The following is a 16,440-nucleotide window of genomic DNA, read 5'->3' as shown; positions in this document are numbered from 1 at the left end:
CTCCCTTCAGGGCGGGGCGCGCAGCCGAGGGCTGGGGAGAGGGAGCGGAGTCAATCCGAAACACAGCTGCTGCCGGTAAACACCGTTCGCGAGCAAGCTCGCTCCTACGGGGAAATGCTGTGCTTCATGTGGACGTAGGGCGAATAACGCGAAGCGTTATCCGCCGATCGGATGGCCATGGAGTTCAGGATGGCGGCGTATAACCGCGAACGGTTATACGCCCTACCGCCGATCAACCATAGGAGGAACGCCGTCGTAGGATGGGTTGAGCGAAGCGATACCCATCGCCGCGACCGCATGGGTTTCGCAAGCTCAACCCATCCTACGAAGAGCACCTCGGCGCAGCCGGCAAGACCGTTGGGACAGCAGGGGGACTTCAGTGACAGCAACTCCCCGACTCCAGGTCCTTGAGGATCGGGCAGTCCGGGCGGTGGTCGCCCTGGCAGTGGTCGTGGAGTTCCTGCAGGGTGTCGCGCAGGGCGCTGAGTTCGGCGATCTTGCGTTCCAGTTCGGCGATGTGCTGGCCGGTCAGGGCCTTGACGTCGGCGCTGGCGCGCTGGCGGTCCTGCCAGAGGGCTAGCAGGCGGCCGACTTCTTCCAGGGAGAAGCCGAAGTCCCGCGAGCGGCGGATGAAGGCCAGGCGGTGCAGGTCCTGCTCGCTGTAGTGGCGGTAGCCGCTGGCGCTGCGGCCGGCCGGGGCGAGCAGGCCTATGGATTCGTAGTAGCGGATCATCTTCGCCGACAGGCCGCTCTTCTTCGCCGCTTCACCGATGTTCATCGCCGTCTCCCTTTGCGTTGGCGCCGTGCGCCGGTTTCCAGCGCTTGAGCAGCAGGGCGTTGCTCACCACGCTGACGCTGGAGGCGGCCATGGCGGCGCCGGCGACCATCGGGTTGAGCAGGCCGAAGGCGGCCAGGGGCACACCGACCAGGTTGTAGATGAAGGCCCAGAACAGGTTCTGGCGGATCTTCGCGTAGGTGCGCCGGGCGATGTCCAGGGCCTCGGGGACCAGCCGCGGGTCGCCGCGCATCAGGGTGATGCCGGCGGCGTGCATGGCCACGTCGGTGCCGCCGCCCATGGCGATGCCGACGTCCGCCGCGGCCAGCGCCGGGGCGTCGTTGATGCCGTCGCCGACCATCGCCACCACCTTGCCGCCGCTCCTGAGTTGCGCCACCACCGCGGCCTTGTCCGCCGGCAGCACTTCGGCGTGGACGTCGTCCAGGCCCAGCGCTTCGGCCACCACCCGCGCGCTGCCGCGGTTGTCGCCGGTGATCAGGTGGCTGCCTATACCACGCTCGCGCAGCGCCCGCACCGCCTCGGCGGCGCCGGGCTTGAGGCTGTCGCCGAAGGCGAACAGGCCGAGCAGGCGCGGCTGCGGCTGCAGTTCCAGCAGCCAGGACAGGGTGCGGCCCTGGCCTTCCCATTCCGTGGCCTTGTCCTGCAGTTCGCCGGCGGCCAGGCCCTGTTCGTCGAGCAGGCGGCGGTTGCCCAGGGCCAGCAGGCGCTCGCCGACCTGGCCCTGGATGCCGCGCCCGGCCAGGGCCTGGCTGTGGCTCACGATGGGGACGCGCAGGTGCTGCTCGGCGCAGGCGCCGAGCACCGCCTTGGCCAGCGGGTGCTCGCTGCCGCGCTGCAGGGCGCCGGCCAGGGCCAGGGCGGCGTCGGGTTCGCCTTCGGCCACGGCGAAGTGGACCAGGCTGGGCGTGCCCGAGGTGAGGGTGCCGGTCTTGTCGAAGGCCACGGCGCTTACCGCGTGGGCCACTTCCAGGGCTTCGGCGTCCTTGATCAGGATGCCGTGGCGCGCGGCTACGCCGGTGCCGGCCATGATCGCCGTCGGCGTGGCCAGGCCCAGGGCGCAGGGGCAGGCGATGACCAGCACGGCCACGGCGTTGATCAGCGCGGTTTCCACGCCGGCGCCGGCCAGCAGCCAGCCGGCCAGGGTGACCAGGGCGATGCCGATCACCACCGGGACGAAGACGTTGCTGACCTTGTCCACCAGCTTCTGGATCGGCGCCTTGGCCGCCTGGGCGTCTTCCACCAGGCGGATGATGCGCGCCAGCACGGTTTCCCCGCCCAGGGCGGTGGCGCGGATGGTCAGCAGGCCCTCGCCGTTGATGGCCCCGCCGGTCACCTTGTCCCCGGGGGCCTTGGGCACCGGCAGGCTTTCCCCGGTGATCAGCGCCTCGTCGGCGTGGCTGCGGCCGTCGAGCACCTTGCCGTCCACCGGGAAACGCTCGCCGGGGCGCACCAGCAGTTCGTCGCCCAGGCTCAGTTCGGCGATGGCGACGTCTTCCTCGTGGCCGTCGCGGATGCGCGTGGCGCGTTCCGGGCGCAGCGCCTCCAGGGCGCGGATGGCCGCGGCGGTCTGGCGCTTGGCGCGGCTTTCCAGGTACTTGCCGAGGAGGATCAGGGCGATGACCACGGCGCTGGCCTCGAAATACAGGTGCGGCATGGCGCCGGGCGCGGCGCTCAGCCACAGGTACAGGCTCAGGCCGTAGCCGGCGCTGGTGCCCAGGGCCACCAGCAGGTCCATGTTGCCGCTGCGGGCGCGCACCGCCTTCCACGCCGAGACATAGAAGCGCGCGCCGATGATGAACTGCACCGGAGTGGCCAGGGCGAACTGCACCCAGGCCGGCAGCATCCAGTGCAACCCGGCCCATTCGGCGAACATCGGCAGCACCAGGGGCACGGCCAGGACGATGGCCGCCAGCAGGAACCAGCGCTCGCGGGCCAGGCGCGCCAGGGCCGGGTCCTCGGCCGGGCGCTCGGCCTGCAGCAGGCGGGCGTGGTAGCCGGCCTTGTCCACCGCGGCGATGAGCGTGGCCGGGTCCACCGGGCCGAGCAGGTCCAGGCGGGCGCGCTCGCTGGCCAGGTTGACGCTGGCCTCGCGCACCCCGGGGACCTTCTTCAGCGCGCGCTCGACGCGGCCCACGCAACTGGCGCAGGTCATGCCGTCGATGGCCAGCTCCAGGCTGTGGCTGGGCACCTGGTAGCCGGCGTTCTCCACCGCGGCCACCAGGGCCGGCAGCTGTTCGGACGAGTCGACGCTCACCCGCGCCTGCTCGTTGGCCAGGTTGACGCTGGCCGCGAGCACCCCGGGCACCTTCTTCAGGGCCCGTTCGACACGGCCGACGCAGGATGCGCAGGTCATGCCGGTCACCGGCAGGTCGAGCTCGATGGGGCTGTTCATGGACGATCCTCCTGATGTCCGCCGCCCGCTTACTGCAGGCGCGGCGGTCACGATCCGACGATGCTGCGAGGATGAACCTTGCCACGAGGGCAAGGTCAAGCCCTCGCTCAGGGAACGTTGACCGGCGTCAGGAACAGCCCGCCTTCGCGGTAGCCGATGCGGTAGCTGCGGATTTCCCCGGCGCGCAGGCGCAGGGTCTGCGCCTGCAGTTGCTGCATGCCGTCGCGGCAGGCGCCGGTGGCGGAGACGGCGAGGCGGATGGGCACCTCGCCGGGGGACAGGTTCAGCGCCACGGTGCCCTCGGGCTGCAGGCGCGCCAGCAGTTCGCCGCGCACGTAGAGGTCGATGTCGCAGGCGCTGCCGCTCTGCAGGCCCTGGCGGCTGATGTTGAGCACGGCGTAGCCGGGCGGCGGCGGCTCCTGCTGCGGCCAGGCCTGCACCGTCGGCGGGTCGGCGGCCAGGGCCAGGGCGGGCCAGAGCAGGCAGGGCAGGGCGCGGAGCAGGCGGCGCATGGAGGGCTCCCGGTAGGGCTCGGATGCGCAGAGCTTGGCCGAGGGCGGCGCCGGGGGCAAGCCCGCGGCGTGGCGCCGCAGGGGGCTTGACCTTGCCACGGTGGCAAGGTCGACACTGCGCCCATCGTCAAGCGAACCCGAGGAGTTCGACCATGCAAGCGTTCAGTGTGAAAGGCATGTCCTGCGGCCACTGCGTGCGGGCCATCACCCAGGCGATCCAGGCCCGCGACGGCGCCGCCGAGGTCCAGGTGGACCTGGCCGGCGGCGAAGTGCGGGTGGCCAGCCGCCTGGCGGCCGAAGAGGTGCTGGCGGCGATCCGCGAGGAGGGCTACGAGGCCGCGCTGGCCTGAGCCGCGCCGGCCTGGCTCCAGTCGCGGATCAGGCCGCGGAACAGCGGCTCGAGCAGCGCTTCGGCGTCCTGTAGCGGGTCGAACAGCTGCGGGTCGCGCAGCCAGTCGTTGATCAGCCCGTGGATCAGGCCGTGGACCGCCCGCGAGGCGGTCTTCGGCGTCACCCCGGGCAGCAGCCGCACCTGGCATTTGTCGCGGGTGAAGAGCTGCTCGCAAAGGTCGATGAACTGGCGGATGAAGGCGTTGTGGCGGAGGATCGCCTCGCGCAGTTCCTCGGTGAACTCGCAGCGCTGCATCAGGATGGTCAGCACGCGGCGCTTCTGCGCGTTCTGCGCCAGGCTGTGCACCACTTCCACGCACAGGTCGAACAGCGACTGCAGCGGGTCCACCCCGTCGCAGCCGGACAGGCGCAAGGCCAGTTGCTCCGGCGGCAGGCGCACCTGGTTGAGCAGTTCGTTGAACAGGTGGGCCTTGTTCTCGAAGTGCCAGTACACCGCCCCGCGGGTGACCCCGGCGTTGCGGGCGATCTCCTCGAGGCTGGTGCTGGAAACGCCGTTTTCCAGGAACAGCGCCTCCGCCGAGTCGAGGATCGTCTGGCGGGTTCGTTCCGAATCTTCTTTAGTTCTTCTCATGGCGCGGTTTGCTACACGGGCTAGGCTCACTGGTATTTCCGCAGTTTACTGAAATTTCGAGCGGGAACCGTGAGTTACTGGCGGATGGCAGTTTTCCCCCGATAGCGTGCCGAATCGTCTTAGCCGACATTTTCCATGGAGAGGTTCTATGCCGTTCACCCCGCGCTTGCCCGCCGCCCTGACCCTGTGTGCCCTGGTCGCCGCGCAGTCTGTCCTGCCGGCCCTGGCGGACGAGGGGAGCGCGGCGCCACCGGCCCCGGAGGTCACGGTGGAAGTGGCCAGGAGCGCCAGCCTGCCGCTGAACCTCGAATATTCGGCGCGGGCGGCCGGCTACCGCGAGGTGGAGGTGCGCGCCCAGGTCAGCGGGATCCTGCAGAAACGCACCTACGAGGAAGGCCGGCCGGTGAAGCAGGGCCAGGTGCTGTTCCAGATCGACCCGCGCCCCTACCAGGCCGCCCTCGGCCAGGCCAAGGGCGCGCTGGCCCAGGCCCAGGCGCGCTACCGCCAGACCGACCGCGACCTCAAGCGCATCCGCGAGCTGCAGCGCAAGGGCTTCGCCAGCGCCAGCGAGCTGGACCGCTACACCTCCGACTACGAGCAGGCCAAGGCCGACGTCGAGGCGGCCAAGGCCAACGTCGACGCCAAGCAGATCGACCTGGACTACACCACGGTGAAGGCGCCGATCTCCGGCATGGCCAGCAAGGAAACCCGCTCCGAGGGCAGCCTGGTCACCGCCAGCGACCCCAACACCAGCCTGCTCACCGAGCTGACCCAGCTCGACCCCATCTACGTCAACTTCGCCTATTCCGATACCGAGGCCGCGCGCCTGCGCGAGGGCGTGCAGCAGGGCCGCCTGGTGCTGCCCGAGCACGGCAAGCTGAACGCGCAGATCTTCTTCGGCGACGGCAGCCGCTACCCCATCGACGGCGTGGTGGACTTCACCGACAGCTTCGTCAACACCGGCACCGGCACCATCAACGCCCGCGCCGTGGTGCCCAACCCGGAAACCCACCTGATCCCCGGCCAGTTCGTCCGCGTGGTGGTCACCGGCATCGTCCGCAAGGCCGCGGTGACCGTGCCCGAGCGCGCCCTGGCCCAGGGGCCGCGCGGCACCTTCGTCTACGTGGTGGACAAGGACGGCTTCGCCCGCGTGCGCCAGGTGACCACCTCGCAGGTGGTCAACCAGCGCTGGATAGTCGATTCCGGCGTCGACGACGGCGACAGGGTGATCGTCGACGGCCTGCCCAAGGTCCGCCCGGACCAGCCGGTGAAGGCCGTCGAGGCGCCGGCCGCGCCGGCGCAGCAGGCCCCCGCCCAGCCAGCCCAGTCCTGAAGGAGCGGCCATCGTGATCTCGCGCTTCTTCATCGACCGCCCCGTGTTCGCCATGGTGATCTCCATCGTCATCCTGCTCGCGGGCCTGGCGGCCCTGCGCGCGCTGCCGGTGGCGCAGTACCCGGAGATTCTGCCGCCGCAGGTCTCGGTGACCGCCTCCTACCCCGGCGCCAGCTCGCAGGTGATCGCCGAGACCGTGGCGGCGCCGCTGGAACAGGAGATCAACGGCGTCGAGGGCATGATCTACCAGCTGTCCAACTCCGACAGCAGCGGCGCCATGAGCCTGACCGTGTACTTCAAGGTCGGCACCGACCCGGACCAGGCCACCATCAACGTCAACAACAAGGTCCAGGCAGCCCTGGCCAAGCTGCCGGAAGAAGTGCGCCGGCAGGGCGTGAAGGTGCAGAAGAAGTCCGCCGACATCCTCCAGGTGGTGACGCTGTTCTCCCCGGACGGCTCGCGCGACCCGGTGTTCATCAGCAACTACGCGCTGATCAACGTCATCGACGAGCTCAAGCGCCTCCCCGGCGTGGGCGACGTCACCCAGTTCGGCTCCAAGGACTACGCCATGCGCATCTGGCTGCGCCCGGACAAGCTGGCGCAGTACAACCTCACCCCCAGCGACGTGGTCGACGCCATCCGCGAGCAGAACTCGCAGTTCGCCGCCGGCAACTTCGGCAAGGAGCCGCTGAACACCCCGCAGGACTTCACCTACACGGTGAGCACCCAGGGCCGCTTCACCGACCCGAAGGAGTTCGAGGGCGTCATCCTGCGCACCGACAGCACCGGCGCCAGCCTGCGCCTGAAGGACGTCGCGCGCATCGAGCTGGGCGCCCAGGACTACTCGATGAAGACCACGCTGAACGGGCGGCTCAACGCTTCCTTCGGCGTCTACCTGCAGCCGGGGGCCAACGCCCTGGACACCGCCGAGGCCGTGGAAACCACCATGGAGCGGCTGGCCAAGCGCTTCCCCGAAGGCGTCGTCTACAAGATCCCCTACGACACCACCACCTTCGTCAAGGTATCCATCGAGGAGGTGGTGCACACCTTCTTCGAGGCCCTGGTGCTGGTGATGCTGGTGGTCTACATCTTCCTGCAGAACCTGCGCGCCACGCTGATCCCGGTGCTGGCCATCCCGGTGTCGCTGGTCGGCACCTTCGCCGGCATGTACCTGCTGGGCTTTTCCATCAACCTGCTGACGCTGTTCGGCATGGTGCTGGCCATCGGCATCGTGGTGGACGACGCCATCGTGGTGCTGGAGAACGTCGAGCGGGTGATGCGCACCGAGAAGCTGCCGCCGCGGGAGGCGGCGATCAAGGCCATGGAGGAGGTGACCGGGCCGATCGTCGCCATCGTCCTGGTGCTCTGCGCGGTGTTCGTCCCCGTGGGCTTCCTCGGCGGCCTGGCCGGGCAGATGTACCAGCAGTTCGCGATCACCATCGCGGTCTCGGTGGTGATCTCCGGGATAGTCGCGCTGACCCTCTCGCCGGCGCTCTGCGCGCTGATCCTCAAGCCCGAGCACAAGGAGCCGGCGGCGCCGTTCCGCTGGTTCAACCGCATGTTCGACGCGGCCACCGCGGCCTACGGCGCCGGCGTGCAGTTCTTCCTCAAGCGCGTGCTCATCGGCCTGCTGGTGTTCGGCGGGATGATCGCGCTGATGCTGCTGCTGTTCGGCCGGGTGCCCGGCTCGCTGGTGCCCGACGAGGACCAGGGCTATGTGATCAACGCCTACATGCTGCCGCCGGCGGCCTCGCTGTCGCGCACCGAGGCGCTCACCGACGCCGTCTCGCAGCAGCTGGAGAAGCACCCGGCGGTGCAGGACGTGCTGACCTTCGCCGGCCTGAACATCCTCACCAACGCCAACACCACCAGCGCCGGGGTGTCCTTCGTCACCCTCAAGGACTGGAAGGAGCGCGAGACCCCCGAGCTGGACGCGCGCAACCTCACGCGCACCTTCATGGCCATGGGCGCCAGGCAGCAGGATGGCGTGGTGATGAGCTTCAACCCGCCGCCGATCACCGGCATGAGCACCACCGGCGGCTTCGAGGCGTACATCCAGGACCGTAGCGGCGGCACCTCCGCGCAGCTCGAACAGATGGTGCAGAAGTTCATGGCGGCGGCGGCCAAGCGCCCGGAACTGGCCGGGGTGACCAGCACCTTCAACGCCAACGTGCCGCAGTACTTCATCAACCTCGACCGCACCAAGGCGCGTTCGCTGGGGGTAGCCATCAACGATGTGTTCACCGCCATGCAGGCGACCTTCGGCGCCTACTACGTCAACGACTTCACCCTCTACGGGCGGACCTGGAAGGTCAACCTGCAGTCCGAGTCGGACTTCCGCCGCAAGCCCGAGGACCTGACCCAGGTGTACGTGCGCTCCTCCAGCGGCGACCTGGTGCCGCTGTCGGCCCTGGTCAGCGTGCAGCGCACCCTCGGCCCGGATTCCTACGCGCGCTTCAACGTGTTCCCCGCGGCCAAGCTGCTCGGCGGCCCGGCGCCGGGCTACAGCTCCGGCCAGGCCCTGGCGGCGATGCAGGAAGTGGCCGACCAGACCCTCGGCGACAGCTACTTCCTCACCTGGATCGGCTCGGCCTACCAGGAGCTGGAGACCCAGGGCTCGGGCAGCACGGCGTTCGTCTTCGGCCTGATCCTGGTGTTCCTCATCCTCGCCGCCCAGTACGAGCGCTGGACCCTGCCGCTGGCGGTGGTCACCGCGGTGCCCTTCGCGGTGTTCGGCGCCATCCTCGCCATCTGGCTGCGCGGGCTGAGCAACGACGTGTACTTCCAGGTCGGCCTGGTGACGCTGATCGGCCTGGCGGCGAAGAACGCCATCCTGATCATCGAGTTCGCCGTGATGGTCCGCGAGGAGCAGGGGCTGAGCCCGCTGCAGGCGGCGCTGGAGGCGGCCAAGCTGCGCTTCCGGCCAATCGTCATGACCTCCCTGGCGTTCATCCTCGGCGTGGTGCCGCTGGCCATCAGCAGCGGCGCCGGCTCGGCCAGCCGCCATTCGATCGGCACCGGGGTGATCGGCGGCATGCTCGCGGCCACCGTGCTGGCGACCTTCCTCATCCCGATGTTCTACATGCTGGTGGAATCGGCCGCCGAGCGTATGGGCAAGCGCAAGGCCAAGGCCCAGCCGGCTGCCGAAGCGGCCCAGGGGGAGGGGTCGGCGCACTGACGGGCACGGGCGCCGGCCGCCTGGCCGGCGCCTGAAGCCAACTCGCAAATTTCCTCTTCCGGCCCTGCCCCGGGGCCGGCGAATTGATATGCTTGCCGGCGTTTCGTTAGCCTGCTTGCAATTCTTGCCCGAATCTTTCCAGGCCCCGTCAGGCGACGGGGCCAACGGTGTTCCATGACCTTTCGCATCCTGCTGATCCTCGGCGCGCTGAGCGCCTTCGGCCCCATGGCCATCGACTTCTACCTGCCCAGCTTCCCGGCGTTGGCCGCAGCCTTCGGCACCGACGTCGAGCACATCCAGCTGAGCCTGTCGGCCTACTTCGCCGGCCTGGCCATCGGCCAGCTGCTCTACGGCCCGCTGGCCGACCGCTACGGCCGGCGCCTGCCGCTGCTGCTGGGGGTGATCATCTTCACCGCGGCCTCGCTGGCCTGCGCCTTCGCGCCGGACCTGCACTGGCTGATCGGCGCGCGCTTCGTCCAGGCCCTGGGCGGCTGCGCCGGCATGGTCATCTCGCGGGCGGTGGTGCGCGACCTGTGCGATGCGGTGGCGGCGGCCAAGGCCTTCTCGCAGCTGATGCTGGTGATGGGCCTGGCGCCGATCCTCGCGCCCCTGGGCGGCGGCGCGCTGCTGGGGCTGTTCGGCTGGCAGTCGATCTTTCTCTGCCTGGTGGCGTTCAGCGCCGTGGCCGGCAGCGCCATCGCCCTGTGGCTGCCCGAGACCATCCCCGCCGGCCCGCGGCCGCCGCTGTCCGGCGCCCTGGGGGAATACCGCCGGCTGCTGGGCGAGCGCGCCTTCCTCTGCTACGCGCTGACCGGCGGCGTGGCCATCGCCGGGATGTTCGCCTATATCGCCGGCTCGCCCTTCGTCTTCATCCAGCTCTACCAGGTGCCGGCGGAGCACTACGGCTGGATCTTCGGCAGCAACGCCGCCGGCTTCATCCTCATGGCCCAGGTCAACGCGCGGCTGCTGCGCTACCGCGGGCCGGGGTTCTGGCTGCGCCGCGCGGTGTGGGTGTACTTCTTCTGCGGCCTGGCGCTGCTGGCGGTCACCCTGTACCGCCCGGAACACCTGTGGCCGCTGCTGATGCCGCTGTTCGGCGCCATCGCCAGCCTGGGCTTCCTGCTGCCCAACTCCTCGGCCTGCGCCATGGCCGGGCAGGGCAGCCACGCCGGCAGCGCCTCGGCGTTGATGGGCAGCCTGCAGTTCACGGTGGCGGCGGCTGCCTCGGCGCTGGTCGGCGCGCTGCACGACGGCAGCGCGCTGCCCATGGCGCTGGTGATCACGACCTGCGGCGGCTGCGCGGCGCTGCTGGGCTGGTACACCGGGCAGATCAGCGAGCGCAGCGTCTGAGGCGCTTCAGCCGGTCAGTGGCTGCTCCGTGCGCGGCAGCGCGTGGGGCGCGCGCAGGCGGGCCTCCAGAGTGCTGACGAAGTGCCGCGCCTCCTGCTCGTTGCGGAAGTCCACGGCGAACTGATCGAGGCAGACCTGCCAGCGCTTGCCCTGGGCGCCGGCCGACGGACGAACGAGTATGTGCATGGCGCGACACCCGTGTCTGTGTTGGGGGGGAAGCTGAGTGTAGTTCCGCCAGCCGCGCTGTCCGGAGTGACTCGACAATCGGCGCCGGGCCTCGCTGACCTGGGCGACGCTGTGCCCGCTGCCAGGGCAGCCGGCTCGGCCGCGGGGCGCGGTCTCCCGGGAAGGCGCCGCCGGCTTACGACCAAAGGTTGATGGCGGCTCCCCGCGGCCTGTCCATACTCGTTATTCGACCTCGATAAAAACAATTCAGAGGGTCAGATGATGAATTACCGGCAATCCCATGCCCGCTCCATTGCGGACCCTGCCGCCTTCTGGGCCGAACAGGCCGAGGCCGTGGCCTGGTACCAGCGCCCGCGCAACATCCTCGAAGCACTCCCCGACGGCAGCCACCGCTGGTTCGCCGATGGCCGCCTGAACAGCTGCTACCTGGCCCTGGACCGGCAGATCGCCCTGGGCCGCGGCGAGCAGGCGGCGCTGATCTACGACTCCCCGGTCACCGGCGTGCAGCAGCGCTACAGCTTCCGCGAGCTGCGCGACGAAGTGGCGCGCCTGGCCGGCGCCCTGCGCGCCCTGGGCGTGGGCAAGGGCGACGGGGTGATCATCTACATGCCGATGGTGCCCCAGGCGGCCATGGCCATGCTGGCCTGCGCGCGCATCGGCGCGGTGCACTCGGTGGTGTTCGGCGGCTTCGCCCCCTACGAGCTGGCGCTGCGCATCGACGACGCCAAGCCAAAACTGATCCTCACCGCCTCCTGCGGCCTGGAGTTCGAGCGCGTCATCGAATACAAGCCGCTGGTGGACAAGGCCCTGGAACTGGCCCTGCACCAGCCGGCCCAGGTGCTGGTCTGGCAGCGCCCGCAGGCGATGGCCGAGCTGCACGCCGGGCGCGACCTGGATTGGCGCGAGACGGTGGCCCACGCCGAGCCGGCCGACCCGGTGGAGGTGGCCAGCGGCGACCCGCTGTACATCATGTACACCTCCGGCACCACCGGTAAGCCCAAGGGCATAGTGCGCGACAACGGCGGCCACGCGGTGGCCCTGCACTACACGCTGCCGACCATCTTCGGCATGCAGCCGGGCGACGTCTGGTGGGGCATCTCCGACGTCGGCTGGGTGGTCGGCCACTCGCTGATCGTCTACGGCCCGCTGATGAACGGCTGCACCACGCTGTTCTACGAGGGCAAGCCGGTGCGCACGCCGGACGCCGGCAGCTACTGGCGGGTGATCGAGGAACACCAGGTCAACGCGCTGTTCTGCGCGCCCACGGCGATCCGCGCGATCCGCAAGGAAGACCCCAACGGCGAGCTGCTCAAGCGCTACGACCTGGGCTCGCTGCGCCAACTGTTCCTCGCCGGCGAGAAGCTCGACAGCAGCACCCACCAGTGGCTGGAGGAGCTGACCGGCAAGCCGGTGTTCGACCACTGGTGGCAGACCGAGACCGGCTGGCCGGTGACCGCGCCCTGCACCGGGCTGGGCTGCCAGGAGCAGCGCGCCGGTTCCAGCAACCTGGCGGTGCCCGGCTACGACGTGCAGGTGGTGGACGAGGAGGGGCGCCTGCTGGCGCCGGGGCAGACCGGCTCGATCGTCATTGGCCTGCCGCTGCCGCCCGGCTGCGCGCAGACTCTGTGGAACGACCACCCGCGCTACCTCAGCGCTTACCTGCGGGCCTTCCCCGGCTACTACCACACCGGCGACGGCGGCTTCATCGACGAGGACGGCTTCGTCCACATCATGGGCCGCACCGACGACGTGATAAACGTCTCCGGCCACCGCCTGTCCACTGGCGAGATGGAAGAGCTGCTGGCGCTGCACGACGCGGTGGCCGAATGCGCGGTGATCGCCGTGCAGGACCCGCTCAAGGGCCACGTGCCGCTGGGCCTGGTGGTGCTCAAGGACGACGCGCGCGTCACCGAGGAACAGCTGCAGCGCGAACTGGTGGCGCTGGTCCGCGAGCGCATCGGCGCGCTGGCCTGCTTCCAGCGCGCGGTGGTGGTCAAGCGCCTGCCCAAGACGCGCTCGGGCAAGATCCTCCGCGCCGTGCTGCGCAAGATCGCCGACGGCGAGGACTACGCGCCGCCGTCCACCATCGACGACCCGGCCATCCTCGACGAAATCGCCGCCCGCCTGCAGGCCGTGGGCCTAGCCCGGGCCAGCTGAACCCACGCGCCGGCCTGCGGGCCGGCTTTCCTCCAGGGCCGCGTTGCGGCCCTTTTTTTGCCCATGTATCGGCCTCGCGGGCCCTGCCCACGAAATCGCGCGCAGGGCGCGCTCCTACAGGGGAACGGCGCAGGTGGGGCAGCGTAGCGGATCTCATCCGCGATCCGCACCGATATGCCCGGCTATCGCGGACAAGGTCCGCCTACGCCCGTGCCATCCTGGAATTGTAGGAGCGGGCCCTGCCCGCGATTTCGCGCGCAGGGCGCGCTCCTACAGGGGAACGGCGTAGGTGGGGCAGCGTAGGAGCGGATCTCATCCGCGATTCGCACCGATATGCCCGGCCATCGCGGACAAGGTCCGCTACGCCCGTGCCATCCTGGAATTGTAGGAGCGGGCCCTGCCCGCGAAATCGCGCGCAGGGCGCGCTCCTACAGGGGAACGGCGTAGGTGGGGCAGCCCCGTAGGATGGGTTGAGCGAAGCGATACCCATCACCACGGCAGCATGGGTTTCGCAGGCTCAACCCATCCTACGGAACACCTCGGCGTGGCCAGCCAGTAGGCATCCCAACGCCCCGAAAACCGCGAACCCCGTTACCTTTCCGATGATTGGCGGATATTCCGGCTGTGAATACGGAATCCCCTGCCGATATAGAAGAGGATGTTCCGTCGGAATATGTCGTATTTATCTGAGAATGCTGAATTATTTAGTGGCAAAACGCCGGGTTATGTAACAAATTCGGCTTCAAATAGCCCGGTCGAGCTACTAGGCTCGGCTACGAAGGATCCCCCATAAGAACTAGAGCAAGCGCCAGGGCATGACCGACTTCTCGACTCTGCCACTCCCGCCGGAGAACGCCAGCCCGCCAGGCGGCAGCCGCTTCTATCGGCCGCCGCTGCCCGCCGGCTACGTCAGCCGCGCGCGGCTGTGCCAGCGCATGGGCGCGGGCCTGGGCGGGCGCCTGCTGCTGCTCTCGGCCCCGGCCGGGTTCGGCAAGAGTTCCCTGGCCATCGAGTTCTGCGAATCCCTGGCGCCGCACTGGCGCAGCCTGTGGCTGGGCCTGAGCGCGCGGGACAGCGACCCGGGGCGCTTCCTCGAGCGCCTGCTCGACGGGCTGCGCCTGTACCTGCCCAACCTCGGCGACGACGCCATGGCGGTGCTGAAGATGCGCCAGCGCCACCAGCCGTTCGCCTTCGAGGCCTGGCTCGACGACCTGCTCGACGAACTGGCCGAGCGCCTGTCCACCGAGGCGCCGCTGCTGCTGGTGCTGGACGACTACCACCTGGCCCAGGGCGCGGTGCTCGACCGCTGCCTGCAATTCCTCCTCAACCACCAGCCGCCCGGCCTGGTGCTGCTGGTCACCAGCCGCCAGCGCCCGGACTGGCACCTGGCGCGCCTGCGCCTGTCGCGCCAGTTGCTGGAGCTCAGCGAGCAGGACCTGCGCCTGACCGCCGAGGAAACCGCCGCCCTGGTCTCGGCCAGCGGCACCCCGGCCAGCGAGGCGCTGGTCGAGCGCCTGATCGAACGCAGCGAAGGCTGGATCGCCGGCCTGCGCCTGTGGCTGCTGGCGCACCCCGAGGGCCTCGGCGGGCAGGGCTGCGACGCGCCGCTGAACGGCACCGAGGAACTGATCCGCGACTATTTGCTGGAAGAGGTGATCGACAAGCAGCCGCCGGAGGTCCAGGCCTTCCTGCTGCAGACGGCGCGCTTCGAACGCTTCTGCGGCGAACTGTGCGACGCCCTGCGCGACAGCCACGACAGCGCCGCCATCCTGCGCCACCTGCAGCGGCACCAGGTGTTCCTGGTGCCGCTGGACGAGCAGGGCCAGTGGTTCCGCTACCACCACCTGTTCTCCGACCTGCTGCTGGCCCGCGAACTGCCGGCCGACGGCCCCTCGGCGGGTTCGCTGCACCTGCGCGCCTGCCGTTGGTTCAGCTCCCGCGGGCTGCTCGACGAGGCGGTGGACCAGGCCCTGCGCGCCGGCCACCCGGAAGTGGCGGCCAGCCTGGTGCAGAGCCTGTCGGAAGAACAACTGCTGGCCGAGCAGAACGTCGCCACCCTGCTGCGCTGGAAAATGGACCTGCCCGACAGCCTGCTGGCGAGCACGCCGCGGCTGATCGTGCTGTACAGCTGGGCCCTGGCCCTGGCCTGCCAACTGGACGCCGCCGAGGAACTGGGCGCTCAGCTGGCGCGCTTCCTGCCCGCCGCCGACGCCGCCACCCAGGCCGACCTGCTGGCCCAGTGGCAGGCCCTGGCCGGGATCATCGCCCGCGGCCGCGGCGACATCGAAGGCGCCGAGCGGCACTGCGCCGAGGCCCTGGCGCAGCTCCCGATGGAGCGCTCCGGGCCGCGCCTGATGTGCCTGTCGAGCCTGGCCAACCTGGCCATCGTGCGCGGCGACTCCTGGGGCGCCCGCGGCCTCAACCGCGAGGCCCTGGAGTTGGCGCAGCGCTTCGGCAACCCCTTGCTCGAAGCGCTGGTGCACTACGACCGCGCCCGCGGCCTGCAGGCCCGCGGCGAGGTCCTGCGCGCCAGCGAGGAACTGGAGCAGGGCCTGGCGCGCCTGGCCGGGCAACCGGCGCACCGGCGCTACGCCGTGCGCGGCCGGCTGCTGATCTACCAGGGCTACCTGCGCGGCCTGGGCCTGCAAGGCGAGGAGGCACGCCAGAAGCTGCGCGCAGGCATCGAGGAGGCCCGCGCCTGCCGCGACGTCAGCCTGGTGATCGGCTACTGCGCGCTGGCCGGCCTGGAAGGGCGCCAGGGCAACTACACCCAGGCCTTCGCCCAACTGGCCGAGGCCGAACGGCTGATGCACGTGTGGGACGTGCCGCCGGTCTACTACCTGTCGGTCATCACCCTGGTCAAATGCGAGCTGTGGCTGGCCCAGGGGCAACTGGAGCTGGCCTCGGCCTGGCTGGAGCGCCTGGGGGAAACCTATTCGGGGGCCAACCCGGCGACGCCGCCGGAGTGCCACCCGCAACTGCCGTACTACATCGAACTGCTGCAAGCGCAACTGGCCCGCCGCGAGGAACGCCCGGCCGAGGCCGAGCGCCGCCTGCGCACGCTGATCGCCGCGGCCCAGCCGGCCGGGGCGCAGATGCCGGCGCGCCTGGCCCAGGCGCAACTGGCCGGCCTGCTGTTGCAGCAAGGCCGCGAACGCGAGGCCCGCGAAGCGCTGGACGCCTGCCTGCAAGGCGCCGTCGGCGGGGCGCTGCTGCCCTTGCAGGAGCTGCTGGCCCAGGAACCGGACTGGCTGCGCGAGCAACTGGAGCAGCGCGCGCCCTGTCCATTGCAACGCCTGCTGCTACAACGCCTGCCGGCCCAGGCAGAACGCCCGGCCACCCTCGCCGACGGCCTCAGCGGCCGCGAGCTGGCGGTGCTGGAGCTGATCGCCCAGGGCCTGTCCAACCAGGAAATCAGCGAGCGCCTGTTCATCTCGCTGCATACCGTGAAGAGCCATGCGCGGCACATCAACGACAAGCTTGGGGTGGAAAGGCGCACCCAGGCGGTGGCCCGGGCGAAGGTGTTGGGGTTGTTGCGTTAGTTGGTCGCTTGG

General features: G+C 69.9%; 11 protein-coding genes. 6 read left to right on the top strand and 5 right to left on the bottom strand.

Features of this window, described 5'->3' with window-relative positions:
* Nucleotides 1–376: 376 nt before the first annotated feature.
* The 3 genes from cueR to PcP3B5_RS25010 all read right to left on the bottom strand — a co-directional run bounded on the left by cueR (nt 377) and on the right by PcP3B5_RS25010 (nt 3,700).
* Nucleotides 377–778, bottom strand: coding sequence for a Cu(I)-responsive transcriptional regulator (gene cueR, locus PcP3B5_RS25020; RefSeq protein WP_009616010.1), 402 nt, complete (start codon nt 776–778; stop codon nt 377–379).
* Nucleotides 765–3,188: a heavy metal translocating P-type ATPase gene (locus PcP3B5_RS25015; protein ID WP_061562686.1), complete on the bottom strand. Its 2,424-nt coding sequence runs from the start codon at nt 3,186–3,188 to the stop codon at nt 765–767. The genes cueR and PcP3B5_RS25015 overlap by 14 nt, the downstream gene beginning before the upstream one ends.
* A gap of 107 nt (nt 3,189–3,295) precedes the next feature.
* Nucleotides 3,296–3,700: a hypothetical protein gene (locus tag PcP3B5_RS25010; RefSeq protein ID WP_009616012.1), complete on the bottom strand. Its 405-nt coding sequence runs from the start codon at nt 3,698–3,700 to the stop codon at nt 3,296–3,298.
* A 152-nt stretch (nt 3,701–3,852) separates the two neighbouring features.
* Here PcP3B5_RS25010 and PcP3B5_RS25005 point away from each other — a divergent pair, with 152 nt between their 5' ends.
* A complete protein-coding gene (locus tag PcP3B5_RS25005; RefSeq protein WP_009616013.1) occupies nt 3,853–4,050 on the top strand; it encodes a heavy-metal-associated domain-containing protein in 198 nt (65 codons plus the stop codon).
* Here PcP3B5_RS25005 and PcP3B5_RS25000 read toward each other — a convergent pair.
* Complete coding sequence (locus PcP3B5_RS25000) at nt 4,029–4,682, bottom strand: TetR family transcriptional regulator (protein WP_061562685.1); 654 nt, start codon at nt 4,680–4,682, stop codon at nt 4,029–4,031. The genes PcP3B5_RS25005 and PcP3B5_RS25000 overlap by 22 nt on opposite strands.
* Nucleotides 4,683–4,830: 148 nt before the next feature.
* Here PcP3B5_RS25000 and PcP3B5_RS24995 point away from each other — a divergent pair, with 148 nt between their 5' ends.
* From PcP3B5_RS24995 to PcP3B5_RS24985, 3 genes are all read left to right on the top strand, one after another.
* Complete coding sequence (locus tag PcP3B5_RS24995) at nt 4,831–6,015, top strand: efflux RND transporter periplasmic adaptor subunit (protein WP_009616015.1); 1,185 nt, start codon at nt 4,831–4,833, stop codon at nt 6,013–6,015.
* A 13-nt stretch (nt 6,016–6,028) separates the two neighbouring features.
* Entirely contained in the window at nt 6,029–9,193 is a 3,165-nt protein-coding gene (locus tag PcP3B5_RS24990; protein WP_061562684.1) for an efflux RND transporter permease subunit, read from the top strand.
* A gap of 174 nt (nt 9,194–9,367) precedes the next feature.
* Complete coding sequence (locus tag PcP3B5_RS24985) at nt 9,368–10,543, top strand: multidrug effflux MFS transporter (protein ID WP_009616017.1); 1,176 nt, start codon at nt 9,368–9,370, stop codon at nt 10,541–10,543.
* Nucleotides 10,544–10,549: 6 nt separating this feature from the next.
* Here the strand turns inward: PcP3B5_RS24985 and PcP3B5_RS24980 are convergent, their stop codons facing one another.
* On the bottom strand, nt 10,550–10,729 hold the full coding sequence (locus PcP3B5_RS24980) for a hypothetical protein (protein ID WP_009616018.1): 180 nt from the start codon (nt 10,727–10,729) through the stop codon (nt 10,550–10,552).
* Nucleotides 10,730–10,990: 261 nt separating this feature from the next.
* Here PcP3B5_RS24980 and PcP3B5_RS24975 point away from each other — a divergent pair, with 261 nt between their 5' ends.
* Both PcP3B5_RS24975 and PcP3B5_RS24970 read left to right on the top strand, forming a co-directional pair.
* Entirely contained in the window at nt 10,991–12,886 is a 1,896-nt protein-coding gene (locus PcP3B5_RS24975) for a propionyl-CoA synthetase (protein ID WP_061563337.1), read from the top strand.
* Between the two features lie 815 nt (nt 12,887–13,701).
* A complete protein-coding gene (locus PcP3B5_RS24970; RefSeq protein WP_061562683.1) occupies nt 13,702–16,428 on the top strand; it encodes a winged helix-turn-helix domain-containing protein in 2,727 nt (908 codons plus the stop codon).
* The last annotated feature ends 12 nt before the right edge of the window (nt 16,429–16,440 follow it).

It is taken from the genome of Pseudomonas citronellolis (assembly GCF_001586155.1).
Lineage (GTDB): Bacteria > Pseudomonadota > Gammaproteobacteria > Pseudomonadales > Pseudomonadaceae > Pseudomonas > Pseudomonas citronellolis.
This window is presented reverse-complemented; position numbering and strand designations above follow the sequence as displayed.

Excerpts from the sequence above, each read along its gene's own strand:
- cueR (WP_009616010.1), bottom strand. The coding sequence starts at position 778 with ATGAACATCGGTGAAGCGGCGAAGAAGAGCGGCCTGTCGGCGAAGATG.
- PcP3B5_RS25015 (WP_061562686.1), bottom strand. The coding sequence starts at position 3,188 with ATGAACAGCCCCATCGAGCTCGACCTGCCGGTGACCGGCATGACCTGC.
- PcP3B5_RS25010 (WP_009616012.1), bottom strand. The coding sequence starts at position 3,700 with ATGCGCCGCCTGCTCCGCGCCCTGCCCTGCCTGCTCTGGCCCGCCCTG.
- PcP3B5_RS25005 (WP_009616013.1), top strand. The coding sequence starts at position 3,853 with ATGCAAGCGTTCAGTGTGAAAGGCATGTCCTGCGGCCACTGCGTGCGG.
- PcP3B5_RS25000 (WP_061562685.1), bottom strand. The coding sequence starts at position 4,682 with ATGAGAAGAACTAAAGAAGATTCGGAACGAACCCGCCAGACGATCCTC.
- PcP3B5_RS24995 (WP_009616015.1), top strand. The coding sequence starts at position 4,831 with ATGCCGTTCACCCCGCGCTTGCCCGCCGCCCTGACCCTGTGTGCCCTG.
- PcP3B5_RS24985 (WP_009616017.1), top strand. The coding sequence starts at position 9,368 with ATGACCTTTCGCATCCTGCTGATCCTCGGCGCGCTGAGCGCCTTCGGC.
- PcP3B5_RS24980 (WP_009616018.1), bottom strand. The coding sequence starts at position 10,729 with ATGCACATACTCGTTCGTCCGTCGGCCGGCGCCCAGGGCAAGCGCTGG.
- PcP3B5_RS24975 (WP_061563337.1), top strand. The coding sequence starts at position 10,991 with ATGAATTACCGGCAATCCCATGCCCGCTCCATTGCGGACCCTGCCGCC.
- PcP3B5_RS24970 (WP_061562683.1), top strand. The coding sequence starts at position 13,702 with ATGACCGACTTCTCGACTCTGCCACTCCCGCCGGAGAACGCCAGCCCG.